The sequence below is a fragment of the Psychrobacillus sp. NPDC093180 genome (genome assembly GCF_044754065.1).
In the GTDB taxonomy this organism is placed as follows: domain Bacteria; phylum Bacillota; class Bacilli; order Bacillales_A; family Planococcaceae; genus Psychrobacillus.
Map to the genome: position 1 here is coordinate 1 of NZ_JBIVOJ010000014.1, position 25,914 is coordinate 25,914.

The 25,914-nt window shown below is 37.2% G+C and carries 22 protein-coding genes, 1 tRNA gene and 1 pseudogene; 19 read left to right on the forward strand and 5 right to left on the reverse strand.

The features are described from left to right. Positions 1-2: 2 nt before the first annotated feature. Both ACIP9W_RS18480 and ACIP9W_RS18485 read right to left on the reverse strand, forming a co-directional pair. Positions 3-92: transfer RNA gene (locus tag ACIP9W_RS18480), tRNA-Ser, on the reverse strand. A 139-nt stretch (positions 93-231) separates the two neighbouring features. Then, positions 232-873 (reverse strand): hypothetical protein, encoded by a 642-nt coding sequence (locus tag ACIP9W_RS18485; protein ID WP_400792407.1) that lies wholly within the window; start codon positions 871-873, stop codon positions 232-234. Positions 874-1,043: 170 nt separating this feature from the next. On the opposite strand from ACIP9W_RS18485, the gene tlp reads away from it, so the two are divergent. The 3 genes and pseudogenes from tlp (at position 1,044) to ACIP9W_RS18500 (ending at position 3,733) form a co-directional block, all read left to right on the forward strand. Beyond that, a complete protein-coding gene (gene tlp, locus ACIP9W_RS18490) occupies positions 1,044-1,280 on the forward strand; it encodes a small acid-soluble spore protein Tlp (RefSeq protein ID WP_400792410.1) in 237 nt (78 codons plus the stop codon). 126 nt (positions 1,281-1,406) lie between these two features. After that, positions 1,407-3,003: pseudogene (locus ACIP9W_RS18495) on the forward strand (DEAD/DEAH box helicase). After that, positions 2,951-3,733 (forward strand): YqhG family protein, encoded by a 783-nt coding sequence (locus ACIP9W_RS18500; protein WP_400792413.1) that lies wholly within the window; start codon positions 2,951-2,953, stop codon positions 3,731-3,733. Before ACIP9W_RS18495 ends, ACIP9W_RS18500 begins: the two are co-directional and overlap by 53 nt. A 264-nt stretch (positions 3,734-3,997) precedes the next feature. Here ACIP9W_RS18500 and ACIP9W_RS18505 read toward each other — a convergent pair whose 3' ends face one another. Next, a complete protein-coding gene (locus ACIP9W_RS18505; protein ID WP_400792416.1) occupies positions 3,998-4,555 on the reverse strand; it encodes a GbsR/MarR family transcriptional regulator in 558 nt (185 codons plus the stop codon). A 353-nt stretch (positions 4,556-4,908) separates the two neighbouring features. On the opposite strand from ACIP9W_RS18505, the gene ACIP9W_RS18510 reads away from it, so the two are divergent. The 14 genes from ACIP9W_RS18510 (at position 4,909) to ACIP9W_RS18575 (ending at position 22,413) form a co-directional block, all read left to right on the forward strand. Next, positions 4,909-6,162, forward strand: coding sequence for a quaternary amine ABC transporter ATP-binding protein (locus tag ACIP9W_RS18510; protein ID WP_400792419.1), 1,254 nt, complete (start codon positions 4,909-4,911; stop codon positions 6,160-6,162). Position 6,163: 1 nt separating this feature from the next. Then, positions 6,164-7,021, forward strand: a complete 858-nt coding sequence (locus ACIP9W_RS18515) for an ABC transporter permease (protein ID WP_400792422.1) — start codon at positions 6,164-6,166, stop codon at positions 7,019-7,021. Continuing rightward, positions 7,018-7,917, forward strand: coding sequence for a glycine betaine ABC transporter substrate-binding protein (locus ACIP9W_RS18520; RefSeq protein WP_400792425.1), 900 nt, complete (start codon positions 7,018-7,020; stop codon positions 7,915-7,917). Before ACIP9W_RS18515 ends, ACIP9W_RS18520 begins: the two co-directional genes overlap by 4 nt. Positions 7,918-8,146: 229 nt before the next feature. Beyond that, positions 8,147-9,352, forward strand: a complete 1,206-nt coding sequence (locus ACIP9W_RS18525; protein ID WP_400792428.1) for an EAL-associated domain-containing protein — start codon at positions 8,147-8,149, stop codon at positions 9,350-9,352. A 568-nt stretch (positions 9,353-9,920) separates the two neighbouring features. Beyond that, entirely contained in the window at positions 9,921-10,694 is a 774-nt protein-coding gene (locus tag ACIP9W_RS18530) for an ABC transporter ATP-binding protein (RefSeq protein WP_400792431.1), read from the forward strand. Positions 10,695-10,709: 15 nt separating this feature from the next. Continuing rightward, positions 10,710-12,605 carry an AMP-binding protein gene (locus tag ACIP9W_RS18535; RefSeq protein WP_400792434.1) on the forward strand — a complete coding sequence of 632 codons (1,896 nt, stop codon included), beginning with the start codon at positions 10,710-10,712 and terminating at the stop codon, positions 12,603-12,605. 2 nt (positions 12,606-12,607) lie between these two features. Further along, positions 12,608-13,492, forward strand: a complete 885-nt coding sequence (locus ACIP9W_RS18540) for a branched-chain amino acid ABC transporter permease (RefSeq protein ID WP_400792436.1) — start codon at positions 12,608-12,610, stop codon at positions 13,490-13,492. 4 nt (positions 13,493-13,496) lie between these two features. Further along, positions 13,497-14,558, forward strand: a complete 1,062-nt coding sequence (locus tag ACIP9W_RS18545; protein ID WP_282242472.1) for a branched-chain amino acid ABC transporter permease — start codon at positions 13,497-13,499, stop codon at positions 14,556-14,558. Positions 14,559-14,718: 160 nt separating this feature from the next. Next, the gene (locus tag ACIP9W_RS18550) at positions 14,719-15,942 is read left to right on the forward strand and encodes an ABC transporter substrate-binding protein (RefSeq protein ID WP_400792439.1); all 1,224 of its coding nucleotides are present in this window, start codon (positions 14,719-14,721) and stop codon (positions 15,940-15,942) included. A gap of 42 nt (positions 15,943-15,984) precedes the next feature. Beyond that, positions 15,985-16,773, forward strand: a complete 789-nt coding sequence (locus ACIP9W_RS18555) for an ABC transporter ATP-binding protein (RefSeq protein ID WP_400792442.1) — start codon at positions 15,985-15,987, stop codon at positions 16,771-16,773. Positions 16,774-16,982: 209 nt separating this feature from the next. Then, a complete protein-coding gene (locus ACIP9W_RS18560; RefSeq protein ID WP_400792445.1) occupies positions 16,983-17,750 on the forward strand; it encodes a LysM peptidoglycan-binding and 3D domain-containing protein in 768 nt (255 codons plus the stop codon). A 768-nt stretch (positions 17,751-18,518) separates the two neighbouring features. Beyond that, positions 18,519-20,123 (forward strand): ATP-binding protein, encoded by a 1,605-nt coding sequence (locus ACIP9W_RS18565; RefSeq protein ID WP_400792448.1) that lies wholly within the window; start codon positions 18,519-18,521, stop codon positions 20,121-20,123. An 8-nt stretch (positions 20,124-20,131) separates the two neighbouring features. Next, positions 20,132-20,836, forward strand: coding sequence for a response regulator (locus ACIP9W_RS18570; RefSeq protein WP_400792451.1), 705 nt, complete (start codon positions 20,132-20,134; stop codon positions 20,834-20,836). 254 nt (positions 20,837-21,090) lie between these two features. After that, positions 21,091-22,413 (forward strand): CitMHS family transporter, encoded by a 1,323-nt coding sequence (locus ACIP9W_RS18575; RefSeq protein WP_400792454.1) that lies wholly within the window; start codon positions 21,091-21,093, stop codon positions 22,411-22,413. A gap of 36 nt (positions 22,414-22,449) precedes the next feature. On the opposite strand, the gene yyaC is transcribed toward ACIP9W_RS18575, so the two are convergent. Beyond that, positions 22,450-23,022 (reverse strand): spore protease YyaC, encoded by a 573-nt coding sequence (gene yyaC, locus ACIP9W_RS18580; RefSeq protein ID WP_400792457.1) that lies wholly within the window; start codon positions 23,020-23,022, stop codon positions 22,450-22,452. Positions 23,023-23,214: 192 nt separating this feature from the next. Between yyaC and ACIP9W_RS18585 the strand changes: the two genes are divergently transcribed. Then, positions 23,215-23,856 carry an SIMPL domain-containing protein gene (locus tag ACIP9W_RS18585; RefSeq protein WP_400792459.1) on the forward strand — a complete coding sequence of 214 codons (642 nt, stop codon included), beginning with the start codon at positions 23,215-23,217 and terminating at the stop codon, positions 23,854-23,856. Between the two features lie 239 nt (positions 23,857-24,095). Here the strand turns inward: ACIP9W_RS18585 and ACIP9W_RS18590 are convergent, their stop codons facing one another. Then, complete coding sequence (locus tag ACIP9W_RS18590) at positions 24,096-25,220, reverse strand: amidohydrolase (RefSeq protein ID WP_400792462.1); 1,125 nt, start codon at positions 25,218-25,220, stop codon at positions 24,096-24,098. Positions 25,221-25,397: 177 nt separating this feature from the next. On the opposite strand from ACIP9W_RS18590, the gene ACIP9W_RS18595 reads away from it, so the two are divergent. Continuing rightward, positions 25,398-25,847 carry an Lrp/AsnC family transcriptional regulator gene (locus tag ACIP9W_RS18595; RefSeq protein WP_400792465.1) on the forward strand — a complete coding sequence of 150 codons (450 nt, stop codon included), beginning with the start codon at positions 25,398-25,400 and terminating at the stop codon, positions 25,845-25,847. Positions 25,848-25,914 lie beyond the last annotated feature (67 nt).

Sequence of the window (25,914 nt, forward strand, 5' to 3'; positions counted from 1 at the left end):
GGAGGAGGAAGAGGGATTCGAACCCCCGCGCGGTATGACCCGCCTGTCGGTTTTCAAGACCGATCCCTTCAGCCAGACTTGGGTATTCCTCCGAAATATTATTGAAGACAAGATATAGTATACAACACATTTCATGAAAAAAGCAATACCTTTTTTAAAAAAAATTAAAACCAATAAAAGTTATTAAATCATTGCATTAAAAAGCACCTCTACAAAGAGATGCTTTTTAAATTATTCGTTTATAATTTCTTCATAGCCTACCATTTGATCCAGATGGCTGGCGATCATAGCGATGATTGTACTGCCCTCTTCTTTTTTAAAGCTAAAGTTACTTTCGTCTTCGAAGTACTCGGTGTCTTCCGTCCAAATACGATTAACTCTTCGTAAAACGCCATCACCATTTGCACTATCGATACCAAATTGATAGGTTACTTCAATCTTATCATCGATTTGGAAGGCGGTAACTTCTGGAGTTTCCCATTCAACGTCAATTTCTTCGAGCGTAATTTCATCATCTAGAACTTCGTATCCCTTTTCTAAATCATAATAATCAGCTTCATCTTCTTCCATAAATTCATGGAAGCTTTCATGAACTATTTCTATAATATCGGTTATGTCATCTAACATTATTCTAATAGGTTGGTGAAGTACTGTATCAAAACTTTCTTCGTAAAATTCTTCATTATAAGGGTCGAAATGCAGAGTAAAGAAATATTCTCTTTCTTCTTCATCGGTTTCTACAAAAAATTCCATTCGTGGATGTTTGGAAGCTTTATTTATACTCATATGTCCACGTTTGTCATATTCCTCACAAATGGATTCCAATTGTTCCTGAAGCTCACTAGCTACTCTGTTAAACCATTCCATCGACATATCACCTTCGCCTCCTTAGTAGTGTTTTTCCTTTTCTATCTTCTCCTAAATTCTTCATTTAATTCATACTATTTATAACGATTTTTGTATTAATTGTTATACAGAATATTTTTAGTTTGAATGGGCACGATAATTCTCGTATGCCTATATTTGTACAGAAGGAGGAAAAAATGCGTAAAAATACTTCAAATCCAGATGATCGTTCTGATAATGTAGAAAAGCTTCAAGATATGGTGAAGAACACAAAGGACAATATGGAAGCAGCTGAAGAATTAATGGCTTATACCAGTGGTGAGGAACGAGAAGCTATCAAACAGAAAAATGAACGTCGTGAAGAGAGTCTAGAAGGATTTCAAAAAGAGATTATCGATGAGACTCAGGTTAGAAAAAACGGTTACTCATCATAACTAGCAAAAAGATGGAGAGAAATCTCTATCTTTTTTTATTCGCCAATTTATTTCGCTTAAATGAACATAGGTACTTCTTTTTTGGACACTCTAAGAGGAAAAAGAAAGTTACATGAGGTGAGATTCATGATAATTGAAAGGTCATCTGAATGGAAAGAAGGTTTCATAAGCAGATTAGAAAACCAGGAGCCTTGGGATAATTGGACATTATATAAGATGAGTTACGAAGCGGTAAAAAACAATCTGATAACGGATTTTTCTGGGCTCCAATCACCTAAGTATTTACCAAACTTAACACCTCTTGCTCATCAATTAGAAGTGGCAGAAACGGTCATTAGTAGGATGAATGGAAAAGCAATTCTTGCAGATGAGGTAGGTCTAGGTAAAACAATTGAGGCAGGTTTAATATTGAAGGAATATCTTATTCGAGGATTAGTAAAAAAAGTATTGATTTTGGCACCTGCTTCTTTGATCAATCAATGGGTTGAAGAATTGAACTATAAATTTTACATTCCTGCAATTGCCTACAGAAAGAATACTTCCATCGATTACTATGATGTAGTTGTGATGAGTATGGACACTGCCAAAAAAAGCCCACATAAGGAACTTATATGTGCACAAAATTATGACATGATTATTATTGACGAAGCACATAAACTTAAAAACCATAAAACGAAAATTTACGAGTTTGTTCAAGGTTTGAAGAAAAAGTTTTGTTTGTTATTGACAGCAACTCCTATTCAAAATAACGTATTTGAACTATTTTATCTCATTTCGCTGCTGAAGCCAGGACATCTTGGTAGTTATGAAACATTTCAATCATCCTTTTCCGCTAGTAAACACAGTCTAGAACATGATGAATACTTAAGAGAATTAGTTAATCAAGTAATGGTAAGAAATAGAAGAGAAGAGACAGGTATTGAATGGACAAGTCGTCGTGTCCAAACTATACCAATTGAATTTACGAAAGAAGAAAGAGAAGTTTATGATTTGATATTGGAACTTAAAAATGTCTCATCAGTCTTCTCAGGTGCATTTTCGATGATTACTTTGCAAAAGGAAATGTGCAGTAGTAAAGAAGCGACCTATTTGACGTTAAATAAAATGCGGCAAAACTGTACTGCTCAAGAGGAAATTGCCTTCGTTGATCATATTATTCAAAAACTGATGACATTAGAAATAAACTCAAAGGCAGAAAAAGTGTATGAGATTATCTCCCAAGCAAATGATAAGGTGATTATCTTTACAGAATACAAGGCTAGTCAAGTTTATCTGCAATGGTACTTAAATTCTAAAGGCATAACAAGTGTACCCTTTAATGGGCAATTCAATAAGAGTAAAAGAGAATATATGAAGCATCTATTTAAAGAAAAATTTCAAGTGTTGATCGCTACTGAGTCTGGCGGGGAAGGGATAAACCTTCAGTTCTGTCATCACGTCATAAACTATGACTTGCCGTGGAATCCGATGAAGCTAGAGCAACGAATCGGACGTGTCCATCGGTTAGGGCAAGAACATGACGTTCATATTTACAATTTGGCGATTGAAAACACGATTGAAAAAGATATATTGGACTTACTTTACGTTAAATTAGATGTCTTTGAAAAAGTAGTAGGAGAGCTGGACGATATACTGACAACTTTTAAAAAGACAATTTAAGGAGGATCATTATGTATCCACAACAAGTTCACGATTACTTACAAAAGTTTTTCAAAGAAAATAATTGTGAAATAGTGCATGGTAATGAGCATTATATGACTGTTCAATTAACCGTTGATATGGACAAAAAAATTATGAATCGCCCTTTTCATTGGCAGTATATAGAGAATACAAACGGTGTGCCTGACCCGGCTCAATTAACTTTAATCACAGATCAAACGAAGATTAGTAACAATATGAAAGGAGAGGTGGTGCATTTTGGTTCTCCTAGACTAAGTCAGATCTTTCATACAACAAGAGAGCTTGGTGCTTGTGTACAAATGTATGAACGAATATTAAATAATATGGAAACTAGACCTATATTAACTCCGTGGCTAGGGGTGAATTATAAAGTATCATATTATTGTGATCGAACAAAGGAAATGCTCTATTCATTAGGTATTAATTTAATGACTGGTGAAGTGATAAATGGTTTTCAGGAATCAATCGCTACCAAAGAGTTGGATACTCAAAAGTCAGAAAGAGCCTTTCTTTTACCTTATATTATTAAACCTCTTCGTGCGCTAGAGAGATTAGATGCTGTAATTGAAAATCTAATACAACAGGAAGATCACGCATGGGCAGAAGAAGCAAAAAGTAGATGGCAAAAAGATCAGGCTATTTTAGAGCACTTTTACGAAGAGGTAAAAGAAAAGCCGGAATGCTATGAGATGGAGAAAAAAGCAATGGCAGAACAATACGAGGCAAAGATTAAAATTGACATTATAAACGGTGGATTATTTTATATAAGGTGAAACTTCAATCAGTGGGGGTTTTTCGACGCACAGGACGTGCTAGTGGGGACGTTGCGACATGGACGTCGTGCTTTTAGTCCCCGTCAGCCCCCACTGATTGTTAGGTGAACCAATCGGGCGCATGCCAGCAGTTGATCTCCCACTTATTTTTTAGCTTTTCTTTAATCTTGAAGTGGGAGTCTTGACTTGCCGTTAATGCGGGATGAAATGAAAAAAGGTACTGCTAGGAAAAGTTTTCTTTTCGGCAGTACCTTTTTCGATTGTTCAGTCTTTAGAATCGATATCTGAATCGTTCATGATTGGGACAAGGTCGAAAATCTTTTGGTCTTCAAAGACATCTACCAAGCGCTCGAGCCACTCATAATAATTTTTAATATATTTTAGTTTTTCGATATCGATTTGAACTTCTTCTAATAATTCCTCACTAGCTGTTGGATCCGTTGATAACTGCTCGAGTTCAGTTAATGATTTTTTAATCGCAACTAAATGAAGGGTAACCGATCTCCGCCATTTGATCGAAAATAGATCAATAAAACTTTGATACCAATCATCTGATACTTTATATAAATCCTTTCGAACTCCTTTTTTCCATGCGCGTTCGACTAATTTTAAATCAGACAAAGCTCTGACGGAAGTACTCATGCTTGTTTTACTCATTCCAAGCTTTTCCGTCATGTCATCTAATGTTAGTGGTTCATTTTGAAAAAACATCATTCCGTACTGTCTACCTGCAGAGGGTACCAAACCGTAGAGATGTATATTTTGTGCAATTGTCTCGATAATACGTTCCCGTGCTTTTTCGAGTTTTTCGTAACCTTCCATTTACGTCTTCCCTCCACTAAAAATCAGCTTATCTTACGTACACTAGCTGACAAAAAAATCAATTACGTCTCGGCGTAATTGCATCAAGATTTTGAATTGCGCAATCGCAATTAACTCCCTTCAAAATCTGTGACATCCGCCGGAGGCCTAATTTAAATTTAGAGGGATTTTGGGATCCTTCTAAATTTAAATTAAATGTATTATATCCATGAAAAAAAAGCAATTTATTTAAATATTTTTTATACAGTTTTTACTGTACAAACTATAGAAAAAGTTTTTACTGTTGTTTTGCGAACATATTACATATATAATGATTAGGTGTTCATTTATTATGAGCAGTTAGGAGTGTGTATATGAACGAACAAAGTATCAAGAAAAAAATCGTGGTTAAAGATACTACGAAGGTTTTCGGAAAGAACATGAAGCGAGCAGTACAGCTTCTAAAAGAAGGAAAGTCAAAAGGGGATATTTTAAAAGCAACCGGCGCAACAGTAGGTGTGAAGAATGTAACTTTTGATGTGTATGATGGTGAAATTTTTGTCATCATGGGTCTATCTGGAAGTGGTAAATCTACATTAGTTCGGATGTTAAATCGATTAATCGATCCGACCGTGGGGCAGATTTTGCTAGATGGCGAAGACATTGTGCAGATGAATAAAGAACAGTTACGAGAAGTAAGACGAAAAAAAATAGGCATGGTTTTTCAAAATTTTGCTCTTTTTCCACATAAGACAATTGTTGAGAATACCGAATATGGTTTGGAAATCCAAGGAGTACCAAAAGATCAGCGCCGAATAAAAGCGGTCGAATCATTAAAGCTTGTTGGTCTTGCTGGATACGAAGATCAATACCCGAACCAACTTAGCGGTGGAATGCAACAACGTGTGGGACTTGCAAGGGCACTAGCCAATGATCCAGATATTCTACTAATGGATGAAGCATTCAGTGCACTAGATCCCCTTATTCGGAAAGATATGCAAAATGAGCTACTGCAGCTTCATAGCGATATGGGGAAAACGTTTATTTTCATCACCCATGATTTAGATGAAGCCCTTCGCATTGGAGATCGTATCGCACTTATGAAAGACGGAGAAATTGTGCAAATTGGTACACCAGAAGAGATATTGATGAGCCCTTCGAATGAATATGTAGAACGCTTCGTTGAAGACGTCGACTTAGCGAAAGTATTAACGGCGGGACACATTATGAAACAAGCAGATACAGTACAGGTAGACAGAGGACCTCGCGTTGCCCTTCGTTTAATGAAACAACTCGGAATTTCTTCTATTTATGTGGTAGATAAAAGTAATCGTTTAATGGGTGCAGTAACTGCACAGGATGCAGTAGCAGCTTCAGAAACAGATAAGTCACTCGAAGAAGTATTAATCTCTAATCTTCCCATGATTTCGCCAGATACTGTGTTGACGGAGCTTTTTGATGTAGTATCCACTGCTACGATTCCGGTAGCAGTTATTAGTGAAGATCGAAAGTTGCTAGGGATTATTATTCGCGGGGCACTGATTGGTGCTTTATCAGGTGATAACCAGTTTATCAATAATGATGGAATGATCGAGCCAGCAGACCAAATGAATACGGAGGTAGTATAAGATGAACGAATTATTACCTAGACTTCCGTTTGCAGATTGGATTGATAGTGGCGTTGATTGGCTCGTTTCTACATTCGGTTCTGTGTTGGATGGAATTGCTAATGTACTAGGAGGAGTTGTGGAAGGAGCGGTAACAGTTCTGGATATGGTTCCATCGATTTTACTAGCGATCATCTTTGCTTTAATCGCTTATTTTATTTCTACTCGAAAAATAGCCTTATTTACATTAATCGGTCTTTTGTTCATCGATTACTTAGGCTATTGGTATCCAATGCTTCAAATGTTGGCCCTCGTATTAACCTCGGTATTTCTTGCTGTAGTAATCGGTATTCCAATTGGTATTTGGGGTTCGCAAAAGGAAGGCGTTCGTAAGGTGGTCAATCCGCTACTAGACTTAATGCAAACGATGCCTGCATTCGTTTACTTAATACCGGCGATTTTCTTCTTTAATATTGGAGTTGTTCCAGGAGTAGTAGCTTCGGTCATTTTTGCGATGCCTCCAACGATTCGTTTAACTATGTTAGGAATTGAACAGGTCCCAAAAGATTTAATAGAAGCGACAGAAGCATTTGGTTCTACGGCTGGACAACGACTAATGAAAATACAAATTCCACTTGCTAAACCAACGATCATGGCCGGCGTCAATCAAAGCATCATGCTTGCCCTATCGATGGTTGTTATTGCATCCATGGTTGGTGCACCAGGACTTGGGGAAGAAGTTTATCGATCTGTGACACAATTGAAAACCGGTGTAGGGGTGGAAACTGGAGTTTCTATCGTTATTATTGCCATTATTTTAGATCGTATTACGCAACAAGCAGGTGTAAGAAAGAAAAAAATAGGGGGAAAATTATCATGAATTTAGCTAAAAAAATTACAGGTTTAGGAGCAATCGCTCTACTATCTATCGGGCTTGCTGCATGTGGTTCAGATGAGGGTAATAGTTCCACTTCAGAAGCTGGTTCAGTTGGAAAGTCAGTCAATTATAAAATTACTGGTATTGACCCAGGTGCCGGAATTATGGAAGCAACAGAACGTGCTATTTCAGATTATGAATTAGAAAAATGGGATTTAGTTTCTGGTTCAGGGGCTGCGATGACTGCTGCATTGAAAAAAGCGTATGATGCAGAGAAGCCGATTATTATTACGGGTTGGACGCCTCATTGGAAGTTCGCAAAATATGATTTGAAATATCTTGAAGATCCAAAAGGCTCATATGGTGCGGAAGAAGAAATCCATACGATTGGTCGAACAGGACTGCAAGAAGACTTACCTGAGGCTCACCAAATCCTATCGAATTTCAGTTGGTCTGAAGAGGATATGGGTGAAATTATGATTGCCATTCAAGAAGGTGAAAAACCAGAAGTTGCTGCACAAAGCTGGGTAGATGCAAATACCGAAAAAATTGCTGAATGGACAAATGGCGTTGAAAAAGTAAACGGTGATGAAATTAAGCTAGCGTATGTTGCTTGGGATAGTGAAATTGCCAGCACAAATGTGATGAAAATCGTTTTAGAAGATATGGGGTATAAGGTAACAACAGTACAAGTAGAAGCAGGGCCTATGTGGACTGCGATTGCAGATGGTAGTGCAGATGCATCACTTGCTGGATGGTTACCTTTAACACACGCAACTTATGCAGAGAAGTTCGATGGAAAGTTTGAAGACCTTGGTGCTAGTATGACGGGTGTTAAAGTAGGTTTAGTTGTGCCATCTTATATGGACATTACATCTATTGAAGACTTACAAGAATAATAAGTAAATAGAAAGCTCATCATTCATATCGGATGATGAGCTTTTTGCACTCTGCCGAAAGCAACCAACTCTTCAAGTAAAAGGATTACTTGAATATAAGATATCATGAATGCTATGCATTACTGCACTATTTTGAAAGAATTCGATTGCATGTTATATTTTAATGGAATACCATAAGGAGAAGGATGAATGAAGATGAAATCGTCTGTAGTTTAAGGGGGTTCTGAAGATGGATGCAATTGAAGTACTAACTAACTTAGATAAATTAGAGGTGTGTTTTCAACCAATTTTTAGTGCGGATGAGCATGTAGTTATTGCATATGAAATCTCAGGCAAACTTATTGTTGACAATAAACAGCCTAACTTGAATTCATTTGCCTTTGACGAGGATATTCCGGAAGAGTACCGTGTGGAAGTAACACATAAAATTTGGGATCTTGCTCTTTCTCAGTTAAAAGGGGAAGCGAAAGATTTTGATATTTATTTGCCGTGTAATGCCAATTTACTTGTGCTTGACTATGGCGAAAGTTATTTTGATATCATTAAAAAATATATTCCGGAAGATGAGCTAGAACGCATAGTGGTCGTCGTATCGGAGCATGACTTTAAAGGTGCATTTAAAGAACTGAATAATGTTCTTCGTTATTTCCGAACATACGGGATAAAAATTGCTATAAACCAGGTTGGTTCAGAAAGTCATCTAGATTATATTAATATGCTATCTCCTAATATCCTAAAGTTGAATATAGCTAAGTTGAGCTATGAGTCGTGGGGTGTAGAAAATGACTTGTTCACCTCCCTTAGTACAATGGCGCGTAGAATTGGTGCAAATATGTTATTTGAAGGCATTGATAGTGTTCACCAGCTTCAATTTGCTTGGAAAAACGGCGGTCGCTATTATCAAGGGAAGTACTTAGCAGATGTACATACAGCAACGATTCCACGTGATCAGTTGAAAGAAAGCTTTAAAGAAAAATGTAAGCAATTCATCTCTGCAGAAAAACGGCTTCTTGAAGAAAACTACAAGGAGTTAAAAAGTTTACAGAGTATATTAGAAAAATCTATACACCTGATAAAGCCGACGAGTGATGACACGAATCAGCTTCTTGCACTTGCCGAAGCGTTAGATGATTATTCCTTCCGCCTTTATATTTGCGATGAAGAAGGTTTTCAAACATCCCCTAATATTATGCGTGTTAATGACAAGTGGCATATACAAAAAGAAGCGATCAATAAAAATTGGAGTTGGCGTCCATACTTTTTGAAGACGATTATTACAATGCGTAATAATCAAAGCGGAGTTTTTTCTGATGTGTATAGCGACATCGACACTGGGGAAATGACGCGTACTTTTTCATTGCCTATTAATGCAAATGGTTATTTATTTATCGATATTTCCTATGAATACTTATTTAAACATAATATTTTTAGGTAAAATAATATATGTTTTGATTGGTCCAAAGAACTTAGTAGTCCTATCCTATCTATGTTTAGGAATAGGTGATGAGTTCTTTGTACTTCATGATGCGGAGGGATGCGACTTTGTCATATCCTTTCGCATTTTTTAATGATTGTAGTAGTCGTTCGTTTTTTTAAAAGCATGGATAAGAGAGCCTCAATAGAGATGTTAAAAGATTATATCTACATTCTTATAAAAAATTTCAAATGCTGAAAGAGATATGAATGAAGAAGTTCTTGTCGAAAGTTGAATAACCTTAGTAACTCTGTTTATGATCAATCGTCATAGATGGAGTTTTTTTTCGTTAAAGTAATTACGAAATGAAAGAATATCTTAGTATAAGTAATCTATTTAGTCTATTTTATTGTAATTATATAGAAAATAGTATACTTTATTTCTCCTCCATATTCTGTGCATTTTAATGTAATTATCGACAAAATACTAGTTCTTAAGTTCCATAAATTACATTGACAAAGCTGTCGCTCCTGAAGTAGTATTCAGAATATATTAAAAATTATAATTTTTTTTGGGGAGGAGAATCCTAGTGGAGCCTATTCTAGAGATAGAAGCCGTGTCTTTACAATTCGGTGGAGTAAAAGCATTAGATGACGTCACCTATCATATAAAAAAGGGAGAGATTTTCTCACTTATTGGTCCCAATGGTGCAGGGAAAACAAGTATGCTCAACTGTATAAGCGGTTTATATCAACCAACTAGTGGTTCAATCCGTTATAAAGGACAGGAAATAGTGAATATGAAGCCTTATCATCGGACAACACTTGGAATTGCACGGGCTTTTCAAAATATAGCATTGTTTGCTCATATGTCGGTATTAGACAATTTAAAGCTAGGTAGACATACATTGATGAACTCGGGTGCAATAAGCGGAGGATTGTATGTTGGCAAAGCAGCCAAGGAAGAAATTGAACATCGAAGAAAAGTAGAAGAAGTCATTGAGTTTCTAGAACTGCAAGATATACGACATACGCCCGTAGGAACACTCCCTTACGGATTACAAAAAAGAGTGGAAGTAGGCAGAGCGCTAGCACTCGGACCGGAGTTAATACTATTAGATGAACCAATGGCCGGGATGAACAATACAGAAAAAGATTTGATGGCGCGTTTCATACTAGATATGCATGAGGTGATGGATATAACGGTTGTGTTGATCGAGCATGATTTAGGAATCGTCATGAATTTATCTGATCATATTGCAGTTTTAGATTTTGGAAAACGTATTGGATTTGGTACTCCGGAAGAAATACAGAAAAATCCGGATGTCATTCGAGCTTATATTGGGGAAGAAACCGTTATTTAGAAAGGTGGAACAAAAATGGGGTCAAAAAAAACATTACCTAATCTTTTAGCGGAACGCGGATTTCAACATGAACAAGAAGTTGCACTCAGGCAAAAACACCTGGGAATATGGAACGAAATTACTTGGGGTGACTATTTAAAAAAAGTAGAACAATTAGCTATTTCGCTTGCTAAAAGGTTAGCTTTCAAAAGCGGTGAAAAACTTGCAATCATAGGGGAAAATCGACCACAGTGGCTCTACTCACAAATGGCAGCCCAAAGTTTGGGAGGGATATCGGTTGGGATTTATCAAGAGTCCCTTCCGGAGCAGATTATCTATTACTTAAACGATTGTCAGGCACGTATTGTTGTAGTGGAAGATCAGGAGCAAGTGGATAAATTGCTTGAAATCGAAGAGGAGATTCCGCTGGTTGAACATATTATTTACTACAACAAACAGGGGATGCGCCATTACAGACATTCAAAGCTAATAGATTTGGAGGATTTATTAGATCAAGGAATCAATTTAATAGAGGATAATCCACACTTTTTTCAAGATAAACTAGCGCAGATGCTCGGAGATGATTATGCAATGATTGCATATAGTGCTGCGGCAACTGGCAAACCAAAAGGGGTGTTACTTACACATAATAGTTTAATAGAGGCTGCTAAAAATCTTACGCTGGTCGACAAGATGGAAAACAAAGAGGATTACTTTTCTTTTCTGCCGCTATCTTGGATTCATGAGCAAGTGATCAGTAGCGTTATTCCGTTAACAACTGGAATCGTTATAAATTTTCCGGAAAAGCCACATACCGTAATTGGTGATTTGCGCGAGATAGGGCCTAAAACACTGCTAGCACCGCCAAGAGTTTACCAAAAAATCATGTCTGATTTTACGATAAGAATGGAAGGAGCAAGTTGGTTTAAGAAAAAAGTCTACCAAACTTTTAAAAAGTTTGGAGACAAAATGGCGCAATCGAAGCTAAACAAACAAACTCTTTCAAATGGGGAAAAATTCATGTACCAACTTGGAGATATCCTTATTTTCAGCGCAATTCGAGATCATCTTGGATTATCTAGGATTAAAAGGGCGTACATTGCGGGAGCTGCACTTGAAGCAGAAGCTTTTTATTTCTTTCATAGTATTGGAGTGAATGTAAAACAAACGTATGGAGGGACAGAATTAGCTGGAATTGCCTTTGTTCAGCATGATAACGATATTAATGTGGAGAGTGCGGGTGTTCCTCTGCCTGGAACTGAAGTGAGAATTGGAGAGGATGGAGCTATTTACGTAAGAAATTCTTCCATTTCTACGGAGTATTTACACGAAAAAGATCGCGAAACAATTAGCGACGGTTGGATTACTCTAGGGGATTGTGGGCGCTTAGGAACAGATGGACATCTTTATATGCTTGACCGCAGAGAAGATATTATAAAAGACCAAAATGATAAACTCATCTATCCGAGAATTGTAGAAAGTAAACTGAAAACAAGTCCCTATATCCAAGAAGCTGTCTGCTTCGGCAAGGATAAGCCGTATATGACGGCTATTTTGAATATCGACTTGAATAGTGTAGGTCGCTGGGCAGATAAAAATAGAATTGTTTACACGGAGTATTCGGATTTAGCAAGAAATGACCAAGTGGTGGAGTTTATCGAACATCAAGTTACTGAGTTAATGGGTCAATTACCAGCTTATGCACGGGTAAAAAGGTTTACTATTTTACACAAACAGTTTACTGCTGATGATGGTGAGCTTACACGTACATTAAAGGTAAGGAGGAAGTTCATCGAGGATAAGTACCAGATGCTTATAAATGGTATGTATTCGGAAACTCAAAAAGTGACGATGACTAATTTTGAAAAAGAATCTATAGGGGAGATTAGTTTACAAGTCATTCAATTGAACATGAAACAGGGGGTGGCATAAACATGACATTTTTTCTTCAAATGCTCGTAACAGGAGTGGTAGTCGGAAGTATTTATGGACTCGTCGCATTAGGGTTTGTACTAATTTACAGAGCAAGCGGCGCATTGAATTTGGCGAATGGCGAATTCGTTATAATCGGACCTTATATCTGCTTGATCTTAATGACGGCTTATAAAATTCCATTCATCTATGCATTACTTATAACGCTCATTTTCAGTGCTGTTCTCGGTTTAGTTGTCGAGAGACTAGTTATCAGACCTATACAAAATGCACCGGTTGTATCGGTCATCATGGCCACCATAGGTTTGTCGAGCTTACTAGGCGGTGCAGTGCATATGATTTGGGGACATCAGACACGTACGTTTCCACCGGTTTTTCCACAAACCCCTATTAATATTGCGGGAGTCATTATTTCTCCTGTTTATCTTTGGTCATTTATAGTAGTAGTCCTGCTACTTGTCATTTTTTCTCTCTTCTTTAAGTTCTCTAAAATGGGAATTGCGATGAGAGCAGTTGCTGATGATCGTCAAGCTGCATTGTCCATGGGGATGAGTGTGAAATACGTTTATGCTGCAACTTGGACAATTGCAGCTGTTGTGGCTGCAGTTGGTGGGGTGCTTCTTGGTAATATAAATGGTCTGAGTCCTACCATGTCTGCAATTGGCTTAACGGTTTTGCCAGTCGTTATTTTAGGTGGTTTGGATAGTGTTCTAGGAGCAATTATTGGAGGATTTATCATCGGGATTGTTCAAAACTTAGCTGGAGGATATTTGGATCCTCTTGTAGGAGGGGGTCTGAAGGATGTAGTTCCTTTTATCATTGTACTCCTTATATTGATGTTAAAACCACATGGATTATTTGGTAGTCGAAGAATCGAGAGGGTGTGATGGAGTGCGTAATTTATTTGTAAGGGAAAGTGGGAATTATAAAACTTCCTATAGCGACGATATGAAGTTGTTTGGAACTACTGGAGCTAAAGTCAAAGCCCTACTTATTGTACTTATCGTACTCGCACTGCCTTTGTTGGTGTCCAACTATTGGATAGGACTGTTCACATTATGTGCAATTGCGTCTGTTGGGGCGATTGGGCTTAATATTTTGACTGGTTTAACAGGGCAAATATCGATTGGGGTAGGAGCCTTTCTAGGGGTGGGAGGTTATACTTCGGCAATATTGACGTCCACTTATGGTTTAAGTTTTTGGATAGCGTTGCCAATAGCGGGAATTGTAACGGCCCTAATAGGCGGTCTATTTGGCATCCCTTCATTGCGTTTGAAAGGCTTGTACTTAGCGATTGCCACCCTAGCTGCTCAAGTCATTATTCTTTTTGTTATTAGCAGATGGGATAGTGTAACAGGAGGAACGGCAGGAATGGTCCTGAACCGACCGACAATTGGGGAATTTTCTTTATCCAGTAATACAGGTTATTACTATTTATGTGCAATTATTCTTCTATTAACTATATTGTATGCTACAAATTTGATAAGAACACGAACTGGTAGAGCTTTTCTAGCGGTCCGAGATCGTGATATTGCAGCACAAATAATGGGGATTAATCTCTTCCAGTATAAAGTAATGGCATTTGCGATCAGTTCCTTTTTTGTCGGAATTGCAGGTGCGTTATTAGCGCATTATACGATGATTGTTAGCCCAGAGCTTTATAGTTTTCATGTATCAATCGAATATTTGGCTATGATTTTAATCGGGGGCTTAGGCAGTATATTTGGTTCCATATTGGGAGCTATCTTTATCACGCTTTTGCCGGTAAGTTTAAGCTCTATTATCGACGTTTTAGCTGCCTTTGCACCAGATTTGTACCAGCTACTCTCCGCTTTTAAAGATTTTGTATTTGGTGCGGTAATTATTTTGTTTTTAATATTTGAACCAGGTGGATTAGCTCATATTTGGCTCAATATGAAAAAGTACTTTAGATTATGGCCATTTTCCTATTAATAATAAAAGGGTTTTAACTTCATTCAGCAAATAATAACTGCTGAATAAAGTTAAAGCCTCCGGCGGATGCCACAGATTTTTAGAGGAATTTCTCGAGCAAGCTCGAGAAAATCTGGGCGCAAATACGCCGAGGCGAATTTGATAAAAAAGGGGGATATTTGTGAAAATGAGAAAAAGTAAGTTTACGAGTTTGATAATGGGGATAATATTCGTTTTATTGCTTGGTGCATGTTCGGATGAAAAAGTAGCGGTAAACGGAGAGGTAAAAGAAGGAGGTAGAACGGTTAAAATTGGTGGGCTTTATGATATTACTGGGGGAACTGGTGATGTAGGGACTCCTTATGCAGAAGGAGAACAAGCCTATTTCAAGTATTTAAAAAGCAAAGGTGGAGTTGATGGCCTAACTATTGAGTTAACGGGGAAAGACTATGCGTATGAAATTCCTCAAGCACAAAAGATTTATCAGGAACTTCGTGATAAGGAAGAGGTTTCCGCTGTACTTGGTTGGGGGACTGGTGACACGGAAGCTTTGCGTCAACAAGTGGCTAGTGATAAACTTCCATTCTTTTCTGCTTCCTACTCAGAAAACTTAAAGAGTCTCGAGGAAAGTCCGTATAATTTCTTGGCTGCTGCATCTTACTCAGACCAAGGGCGCTCTGTTTTGAAATGGATCAAAGATAATCATAAAGGTTCTGATCCAACAGTCGCACTTTTATACAATGATACTGCATTTGGACGTTCACCGATTGAAGATATTAAAGCATACGGTGAAGAAATAGGTGTAAAAATCGTAGATGAGCAAATCGTCGATGTACAAGCTACAGAAGCGCAATCTCAATTGTTGAATATGCAAAAGAAAAATCCTGATTATGCAATTATTCAAGAAACATGGGGGGCAACAGCGACTATTTTAAGAGATGCTAATACGCTTGGAATCGAGACACAATTTATCGGTTTGAACTGGGCATCTGGTGAAGGGGTAATTGACATTGTTGGTGCTGACGTTGCAGAAGGCTATATAGGAATTCTTTCTCATGCAATGCCGTCAGAGGATCTTCCAGGAATGGCTGAAATAAAAGAGTATTTAGATGCAGAAGGAAAGACGTTCGAAGATATAAACCAAAAATTCATTCAAGGGTGGACAACTGCAAAAATCCTAGTAGCGGGAATTCAAGAAGCAGCTAAAAAACATCCGGAAGGAGATTTAACTGGGGAAGAAATTCGTTCAGGACTGGAATCTTTAAAGGATTTAGATCTTGGTGGTTTAGGAGCTCCTGTTAGCTTTAGTGCAGATAGCCATACAGGCACTGAACAGACACGCCTTGGTATTGTGAAAGGTGGTAAATGGGAGCCGTTAACAGATTATTTCAGCCACAACGATTAATAAATGCTTACAAATAACTGAATTTGTGGAGAGGAGAATAAGATGCTCCATGTAAATAATGTCGAAGCGGTCTATTCGAAAATCATATTAGCCTTAAAGGGGATGTCGCTTCACGTACCAGAGGGAAAGATTGTTGCATTGTTAGGTAGCAATGGAGCAGGTAAGTCGACAACCTTAAAGTCAATTTCTGGTCTACTGTCTGGCGAAGGGGGACAAATCACAGCTGGTACAATCGAGTTTCAAGGGAAAAGTCTGAACAATATGACACCTGATGTAATTGTAAAGAATGGCATATTTCTTTGTATGGAAGGGAGACATGTATTTAGAGATTTAACAGTCGAAGAAAATTTATTGGCGGGGGCCTATTCACGTAAGGATCGAACTAATATTAAAGCAGATATAGAGAAAATATTTGTCTATTTTCCTAAACTAAAGTCTTTACGCTCAAGAAAAGCAGGGTACTTATCCGGTGGAGAGCAACAAATGCTTGCTATTGGGAGGGGGATTATGGCAAAACCCAAACTATTATTGCTGGATGAACCTTCCTTGGGGATTGCGCCGCTTCTTGTGAAAGAAATTTTTCAAATCATCAAGCGCATCAATCAAGAAGAGGGAACTTCCATGCTAGTTGTGGAGCAGAATGCCAATGTTGCCCTGTCCATTGCCGATTATGGATATATTATGGAGAACGGTAGAGTCGTCATGCAAGGAAAGGCGGACTATCTATTGTCCAATGAAGAGGTTCGTGAACATTATTTAGGTATAGGAAAGGAGGAAAAAAACTACAAAGAAAATAAAGTATATAGACGACGCCAACGAGTAGTATGGTAATTTCATTTTGTTAACGAGCTGACTATGTGAGTAGAATGAGTATAGAACCTCCTTATCGTCCCATATTTAATGGTCGATGAGGAGGTTTTTTAGTTAGTGCACTAAACCTTGTCATATAATTGAAATCTCCTTCTCATCATTTTGCAATCGTATTGACATCTTCAAATGTTAAACTAAGTGTCGTTAGTGAAAAGGAGGAAATTCATTTTATGAAAAAACAAATTGTTGCACTAACCGCAATCGCAGCACTATCAGTAGGGGCAGCGGGACAAGCATCCGCATCAAGCGTTCATACGGTAGAAAAAGGAGAAACACTTTGGTCTATTTCAAAAGAGAGAGATGTAACTGTACAAGACTTACAGGTATGGAATGGACTCGAATCAACTGTAATTTATCCAGCTCAAGAGTTAAAAATTGAAGATAAACCTGAAACGCATGTCGTTGTTTTGGGAGATTCTCTTTTCAATATTGCCAAACAACATAATATCTCGGTGGATGAGTTAATGGATCGTAATCAACTAACTAGCGATATGATCCATCCTGGAGATGAATTAGTAATTGAAGGTACTAAAAAGATTGTACCGAAAGTAAGCGCTGCTTCTTTAACAAGTGCAAATGTATCTAATGAGACAGTTAAAACTGCAGAGCCTACTGTAGCTAAAGCGACAGCTCCAGTGGAAACGGCAACGAAAGAGCTTACAGTCACTTCTACAGCTTATACAGCAAGTTGTGAAGGATGCTCAGGAGTAACAGCTACAGGGATTGACCTACTTGCAAATCCTAACCAAAAAGTTATATCAGTAGATCCTTCCGTTATTCCACTAGGTTCAAAAGTTTGGGTAGAAGGCTATGGGGAAGCAATTGCTGGAGATACTGGTGGGTCGATTAAAGGAAATAAAATAGATATTTTCATCCCATCAAAAGAAGAAGCGGTCAATTGGGGCAAGAAAACCGTTAAAGTGAAAATTTTAGATTAAGATAGTTGGAAAAGATGGGGCCTAGCACTCGTCTTTTTTTGTGTTTAAGAAGATAGTTTTCTGGATAACTTTTTTTCCACCGTATAAAGTATGCCACTTTATAGAGAAACTGATTGATAATCAGCAATGGTTGCTGCCAGTAGCAAATTGGTTTCTTTCACTGATAAATTGGTTGCTCTTATGCGGTTTTAGTTGCTTTCCGAATAAAATTGATTGCTTCCAAAAACTGATTGGTTGCTCTTAACCATAAATTGGGTAATAGTGTAGCTAGATACTTCACACTAATAGGGGAACTGCGCGGTAATTATCGGTGTCTCACTTCAAGTAAACTTGCTATTTTAAGAATTAGTTGCTTTTCAGGTAGATTTGATTGCTTTCAATGAACAATCTGTTGCTCTTATCCACTTATTGGAAATGTACAGTCGGAAAACTGTTGCTGATTTTTTTTTAGCAAGTCAATTACAAATAAAAAAGAATTTACCCTTGTTCCTCTAGTGGGCTAATGAGCCAGTCCAACGACGCCCTAAGCCTCATCGCCCGCCCGTACGACTGCAGCGAAAAACATAGCGGTCACCTTTATAAAACTTTAACTGCACAGTTTCCCTATAATGCGAAATATCCTTTATTACTCCTACTGATTTTGTTAGAAACAGTGTTACTCTTCCGCTCATTGAAGAAACAACCGACAAACTATATAATAACTGGATAGGCTATAACACTATATATACTAATAATACTGAAGGCGTGAAGTGAGTTATGGGTGTTTCAATGAAAAAATCGCGAGTGACGTTATTGACACAAATGACATTACTTATAATAGTTGTTGTGTTAATCAGCACATTGTTAGTAAGCATACTCTTTTCTACGATGCTCGATGATATTGTAGAAAACAATATGGGAAAACAAGCGATGACTGTCGCACAACTAACTGCACAACATCCTACAATTATTGAAGCATTTGAAGACGAAGATCCATCTGAGCGCATTCAATTGATTTCTGAAACAATACGAAAAACAACTGGAGCAGATTATGTAACTGTTGCGAATGATCAGGGGATACGTTATTCGCATCCTAATCCCGAAAATATAGGGAAACCAACACTCACGAGTAATGAAGCACCTCTTCAGGAGCATAAATCTATCATTTACCGAGGTAACGGGATATCAGGTCCAGCCATAAAAGCAAAAACCCCTATTTGGAACGATAAAGGAGAAGTGATCGGAGTCTCCTCCGTCGGATTTTTAGTGAATAGCATAGAACAACAAGTACTCAATTATAAAAAACATGTGATTCAACTAGCTATTATTCCACTTCTAATAGGAATAGGCGGTGCAATATTAATAGCGAGAAGGCTAAAAAAACTGACATATGGATTAGAACCAGCGGAAATCTCCTTTCTTTTTACAGAAAAAGAAGCAACGCTTGAATCTATTCGCGATGCCACAATCACTGTGAACATCGAGAAGAAAATTACATCAATGAATAGGCGTGCACGCGAATTATTTAATGATCAGCAGCTTATTGCTGGTTCGATTATTGCAGATAATCAGCTAGAGAACTATATAAATGAAGCAATCAAAACAAAAGAAAGTTTTACAAACAGAAAGCTGTTGCTTAATCAACAACTTTATGTGCTCGATGCTTCGCCAATATTAAGTGAGCAAGATATGATGGGGATTGTTTTAACAATACGAACAGTATCAGAAATTGAACAATTGACGGAAGAATTTTCGAAGATAAAAACCTTCTCTGAAAATATGAGAGCCCAAAATCATGAGTTTCTCAACAAATTAAATACCATCTATGGGTTGCTCACTTTGGAAGAATATGATCGTGCAATTAGTATCGTATCTTCGGAAGTGAGTGAACGACAAAATATTGTTTCTTTCCTTGTGGAGTCTGTAAAAGATCCATTAATCGCGGCTTGCTTGCTTGGCAAAATAAATCGTTCAAAAGAATTACAAGTCACTTTAGAAATCGATCCTGATAGTCGATTAGATAGCGTCTTAGATAATGCGGAATCGAATCATTTTGTCCCAATAATCGGTAATATTATAGAAAATGCAATGGAAGCAACAAGAAAAAAGAACGAGCATAAAGGTTTAGTCAAAGTATCATTTACCGATTTGGGTAAAGAAATCATATTTGATATTGAAGATAATGGTCCAGGTATTCCTACAATGATGGAAGATATTATTTTTCAAGAAGGATACACAACTAAAGGTGGAGAAAACCATGGTCTAGGATTGGCTATTGTGAAAAATTCCATTGGATTATTGAACGGTCAGATTTACATCGATACAAGTGAATTAGGCGGTGCAAGATTTACAATTGTTATTCCACAAAACAGTAGGATAGAAAAGGAGGGATAAAAGGAAATATGTCTAAAGAGACGATAAATGTCATTATTGTAGAAGATGATGAAGATGCAGTGAATATTTATAAACAGTTTACCAATCAACTCGATCATTTTAATGTCATAGCTACGGCAAGTTCTGGAAGCCAAACGTTACAGCTATTAAAAGCAATACAGCCTCAGCTTCTCTTGTTGGATGTTTTTTTACCTGATATGAATGGAATTGAATTACTTAGAGAAATTCGGAAGCAGTATCTTGGTATAGATGTCATTATGATCACTGCGGCGAATGATACTAAAACTGTCAGCGAAGCAATACGCGGTGGTGCGTTTGGTTATCTCATAAAACCTATCATCATCGATAAGTTTATTGCCGCACTAAAGCAATATGACGAAGTGCGGGAGCAATTACATCAAAATCCACTAGTTAATCAGGAAAACATAGACGATTTATTCCGGTCGAACAATAAAATAAAGTCGATGCCTAGCACTAGTCAAGTAACTTATCCAAAAGGAATTGATAAACACACGTTAAAACTGGTTAGAAGTAAGATTATGCATATTAATGAGAGTTTAAGCGCAGACGAATTTAGTCGAGTAGTTGGAATAAGTTATTCAACTATGCGTCGGTATTTGGAGTATTTAGTTTCACTAGAGGAAATGGAAGTAGAAGTTTTATACGGAAGTGTTGGAAGACCCGAAAGAAAATATAAACTGTTATCCAAATAAAATCCCTATTGATGAATTGTGATATACACTTCTCAATAGGGATTTTTTTGTGTGAAATAAATTGGTGAAAAATATGAAAATAATTATAACAATAAAAAAAATAACCATTATTATTTTTTTGTATTTTAAATTTTTTATAGCTGATAAGATTAGAAAAATAAGAAAAAGGTGAAGAAAGCGCTATCATTTAATTCATTCATTGGGGATGTTAAGTGAAAGCGAGCACGTTTTCAAAGTAATGAGGGGGTTAATAAATGTTATCACTATTAGGTTTTTCAATGGTCGCAGTATTTATGTATTTAATCATGTCGAAGCGACTGTCGGCATTAGTTGCAATTATGATTGTGCCTATAATTTTCGGAATTATCGGTGGATTCTTGACGGATTTAGGACCGATGATGGCAGCTGGCGTAGAAAAAGTGGCTATGACGGCTATTATGATTTTATTTGCTATTTTATATTTTGGAATAATGATCGATACCGGTCTATTTGATCCTTTAATCGCTAAAATATTGCAATTAGTAAAAGGTGATCCATTAAAGATTGTAATAGGGACTGCAGTACTTTCTATGATGGTAGCGTTGGATGGAGATGGGACAACTACTTACATCATCACGGTATCTTCCTTGTTGCCACTCTATAAGCGACTCGGTATGAATCGTTTAGTTTTAGCGACAGTAGCGATGTTATCTATGGGAGTTATGAATATGACGCCATGGGGTGGAGCATCCGCAATGGCTATGGCTTCATTAGGGCTAGATTCTTCGGAATTGTTCATCCCGATGATTCCAGTAATGGGAATCGGACTTGTTTGGGTTATTGTAGCGGCTTTTATGTTAGGAAAAATGGAACGAAAAAGAGTTGGAGTTATTGAACTAGAACCGATCCAAAAATCCGGGGGTAGTCAGTTCGATACAAAGCCAGAGCTAGCTGCAACAGCTGAAGTAGCTCATTATAAACGACCAAAACTTGTTTGGTTCAACCTAGGATTAACGATTTTACTAATGGTTTGTCTAATTCTTGACTTCATGTCGCTTGCTATCTTGTTTATGATTGCCTTTGGTATTGCATTGCTTGTAAACTATCCAGATATTAAACTACAACAGGAACGTATTGCGGTGCATTCTAAAAATGCATTAGCCGTAGTATCTATTGTTATCGCAGCAGGTATTTTCACGGGGATTATGAGTGGTACAGAAATGATTGATGCGATGGCAAATACATTAGTTGCGATTATTCCTGATGCACTAGGACCATATTTGACAGTAATCGTGGCATTTCTTAGTGCTCCATTTACTTTCTTCATGTCGAATAATGCATTCTATTTTGGTGTATTGCCGATTATTTCGCAAGCTGCTGAAGCATACGGTGTTAGTGCAGTAGAAATAGGACGTGCATCGTTACTAGGTCAACCAGTTCACGTACTAAGTCCTTTAGTTGCAGCAGCACATTTATTAATTGGCTTAGTTGAAACGGAATTTGGTGATTTGCAGCGATTTGCATTGAAATGGGCTTTTGGAACGGTTGTGGTAATGACAATTGCGGCATTAGTGATAGGTGTTATTACAATTGGATAATACAAAAAGACGATGAATCTAGGATTCGTCGTCTTTTTAGATTGATCTTAATAGAATGGTGGAGGTCGTTTTTGCGAGACTCATTACAGTATCTAGTCTCGTGCTATTTAATGATTTTATAGGGGAATCAGGGTCTAAATAATTTACAATTCCTTTTAAATGATAGTTACCCACAGCTGGTAGCATATTATTGATCGCATATCCTGGAGTGAGTGGACCGTCCTTTAATATAATAGAACCAATTTGGTGACCATCTCCTAAACAGGCATCCACGCCGAAAATAATAGGGTTTTTGAATTGGAGATGAATTTCTTCTAGTACAGTTTTCAAATTGAGTGCATGTACCGGTTCTGCAATTGTTCCAAAAACATGGAAGGGGAAGTTTTGTTCTTTTAACATAGTTCCAACAAATGGCCCGTATGAATCTCCGGTCGAACGATCAGATCCAATGCATAGAAAGACAATATCGCTTTTGGATGCTTTACATAATGTGCGTAGCAGAGAGGACATCTCATTCATATCTTCTTCCGTAGATGATTCTGCGGAATAAGTGAAATACAACGTACTATTATGCATAGTCACTGTTTTTCTTTTCTTAAAAGGAAACACCTCGTCACGCTCCCCTCAGTTGAAAGTCCACTTTAGAATATTCTTCCGATGTAACTGTTTATATTAATTGTAGTATAAGTCCGAATTGTTCGAAACTCAAGCGGAGTTTCTTTGCTTCAATCAAGGGGTATTATGTTTCTGAAATAGCGCGCATAGAATAATTAGGAGGAACAGTATGAAAGGGGCGATGGTATGTATTTTTCAAACGTTCAATATCCTCCACTGCGAGTTATAACAGTGACGGGAAATGGAAAAGTTGATGCACAACCGAACTATGTACAACTCCAGCTAGAGGTGAGTACAGAGGGGGAAGATTTAAGTAGAGTCCAACAAGAAAACGCGAACTTGATGAACCAGGTCATTCAGTCTATTTTAGCATTAGGGATACCTAGAGAGAATATCCAAACTTCTACTTATAACATAGTTCCGAATTATGACTTTGTAGATGGAAGGCAAGTGTTTCGCGGGTATGAAGTAAGAAATGCGATTACCGTAAAAGTAACAGACACAGCTCAAGTTGGTACTGTTATCGATACTGCCGTACAAAATGGTGCAAATCGCGTTTCATCTGTTCAGTTTAGAATTGATGATACGTCCCCATATTATCAGCAGGCACTTCGTCTAGCACTCCAAGATGCACAAACAAAAGCAAAAACGATAGCAGAAACGATGCAATTACCTTTACATCCACATCCAATAGAAATTGTAGAAGAAAGTCAAAATCAACCTGTTGCATTTAAATCAGTCGCCATGGTCGAACAAAATTTTACGACTCCAATTGAAGAGGGCCAAATCACAATTAGCGCAGCAGTAAGGGTTAAGTTTCAATACTGATTAATAAAGGTCAGGATAATTTTAGTGGAAAAGTTAACTGGTATCCCGATTTTAAGTATTAAATATAAAATAGATGAAATTAGTTTATAACAAAAAATGAACGATCTAGGATATCCGGATAAAATGTCCGCCTCTCTACTTTAGTGAAGAGGCGGAGAAGTTTAATCTATCAAAAAGATATTTTTAGAGATTTATTAAACACATTAATCTCCAATATTAAGAAAGTAGCGTTATTATGTTCAATTAACAATTTCTCCATTGATAAACACTTTCTCAACTTTACTCGTAATATTGAAGGGGTTACCACTCCAGATAACTAAATCTGCATCTTTGTTTGGGGCAATCGAGCCGACACGATCTTCAACTCCTAAATGTTTGGCAGCATTTAATGTAATTGCTTGCAAGGCTTGTTGTTCGGATATCCCATTTTTAATTGCGTGTACTGCACTCGTTACTAAATATTCAATACCAACTACAGGATGATCTGTGGTAATTGAACAAGGAACTCCGGCATCTATAAGAGCTTTTATTGTGGACCAGCCTTTATCTTTTAACTCCACTTTTGATCGTGTAGACATGGTGGGACCGACAGAAACTCGGACATCATGTTTTGCAATATAATCAGCAATATGATGACCATCAGTACAATGCTCAATAGTCACATCGATATCAAATTCTCGTTTAATACGGAGAACTGTTATAATATCATCTGCTCTATGTGCATGAACGCGTAATGGAATTTCTTTTTTTAGAACCTTTGCCATATTTTCCAAATCTAGCTTTCTTTCTTTTTTCTCGCTGTATAAATAATTTTGGGTCTCTATTAGTTTCTCACGTATTAAGGCGGCAACTCCCATCCTAGTAACCGGCATCTTTCCTTTAACTCCATGAAATCTTTTAGGATTTTCCCCAGTCGCCGCCTTCATTCCAGAAGGTGATTTAATAATCATCTCATCGACGATAATGCCAGCTGTTTTTAATACGACCATTTCTCCTCCAATGACATTTGCACTTCCAGGCATGACTTGAACGGTTGTAACACCAGCTTTACGTGCATCTGTAAATCCCATTTCCATAGGATTAATCCCATCTAAAGCGCGTACTTGTGGTGTTACTGGATGGCTAACTTCATTGAAATCAGCCCCTTCGTTTCCTACCCCCTCTTCAGAAACTCCAAGATGTGTATGTACATCTATTAAACCAGGTGTTATAAATTTTCCTTGTGCGTCTGTAACAGTATATTCTTCAGGAATATCTGCTTTCGGTTCAATGCTTTCAAAGATCCCATTTTTAATGAAAATTACATGATTCTCTAGAATATTACCCCGACCGTCCCATATTGTTGCATTAGTAATTGCATTCATTTTAAAACCCCCGTTATTTTTAAAAAAGATTGATTTATGAAAATAGTTAATATAGAATAGGCTCTAACATTCCCTATTCAGATAATACATTTTTTTCTGAATATTGTAAATCGGCAAAAATAACAATAATATTCCGGATTTCAGTAAAATTAATAATTTGAAAGGAGTAGGTTCTAGTTGAAATATGATCTGGATGAATTAGATCGAGGAATTATTAAGCATCTTTCAAATGATGGACGCTTATCATTTACTGAACTATCGATACGTCTGCAAGTGACTGAAAAAACAATTCGATTACGCTACAAGAGTTTAATAGACAAAAAAATCTTTGAAGTAGTTGGTGTAGTAAATCCTGTAGCGGTAGGACTGAAGGCAGGAGCCATTATTCAAGTGAAGGTGAAAGCAAAATCATTCTCGAAGGTAATTGAAAAATTAAAGGAAATTAGAGAAATTAGGTTCATAACCCTCGTATCAGGGGAATATCCAATTCTTTTTCAGGTATCGGTAAAGGATCAAGAAAGAATCACAGAAATTCTTCAAGAAGTCAATAAAATCGAATGGATAACTGAAACCAATACCATTATTCAGCTTGAGGTGTATAAAAATACGTTTGAGTATAATTTTTAAGTCAAAATATATTTAAAGTAGTCAGTATTTTTAGATTTATAGATAATGAAGCTTTTGCTTTTTTATA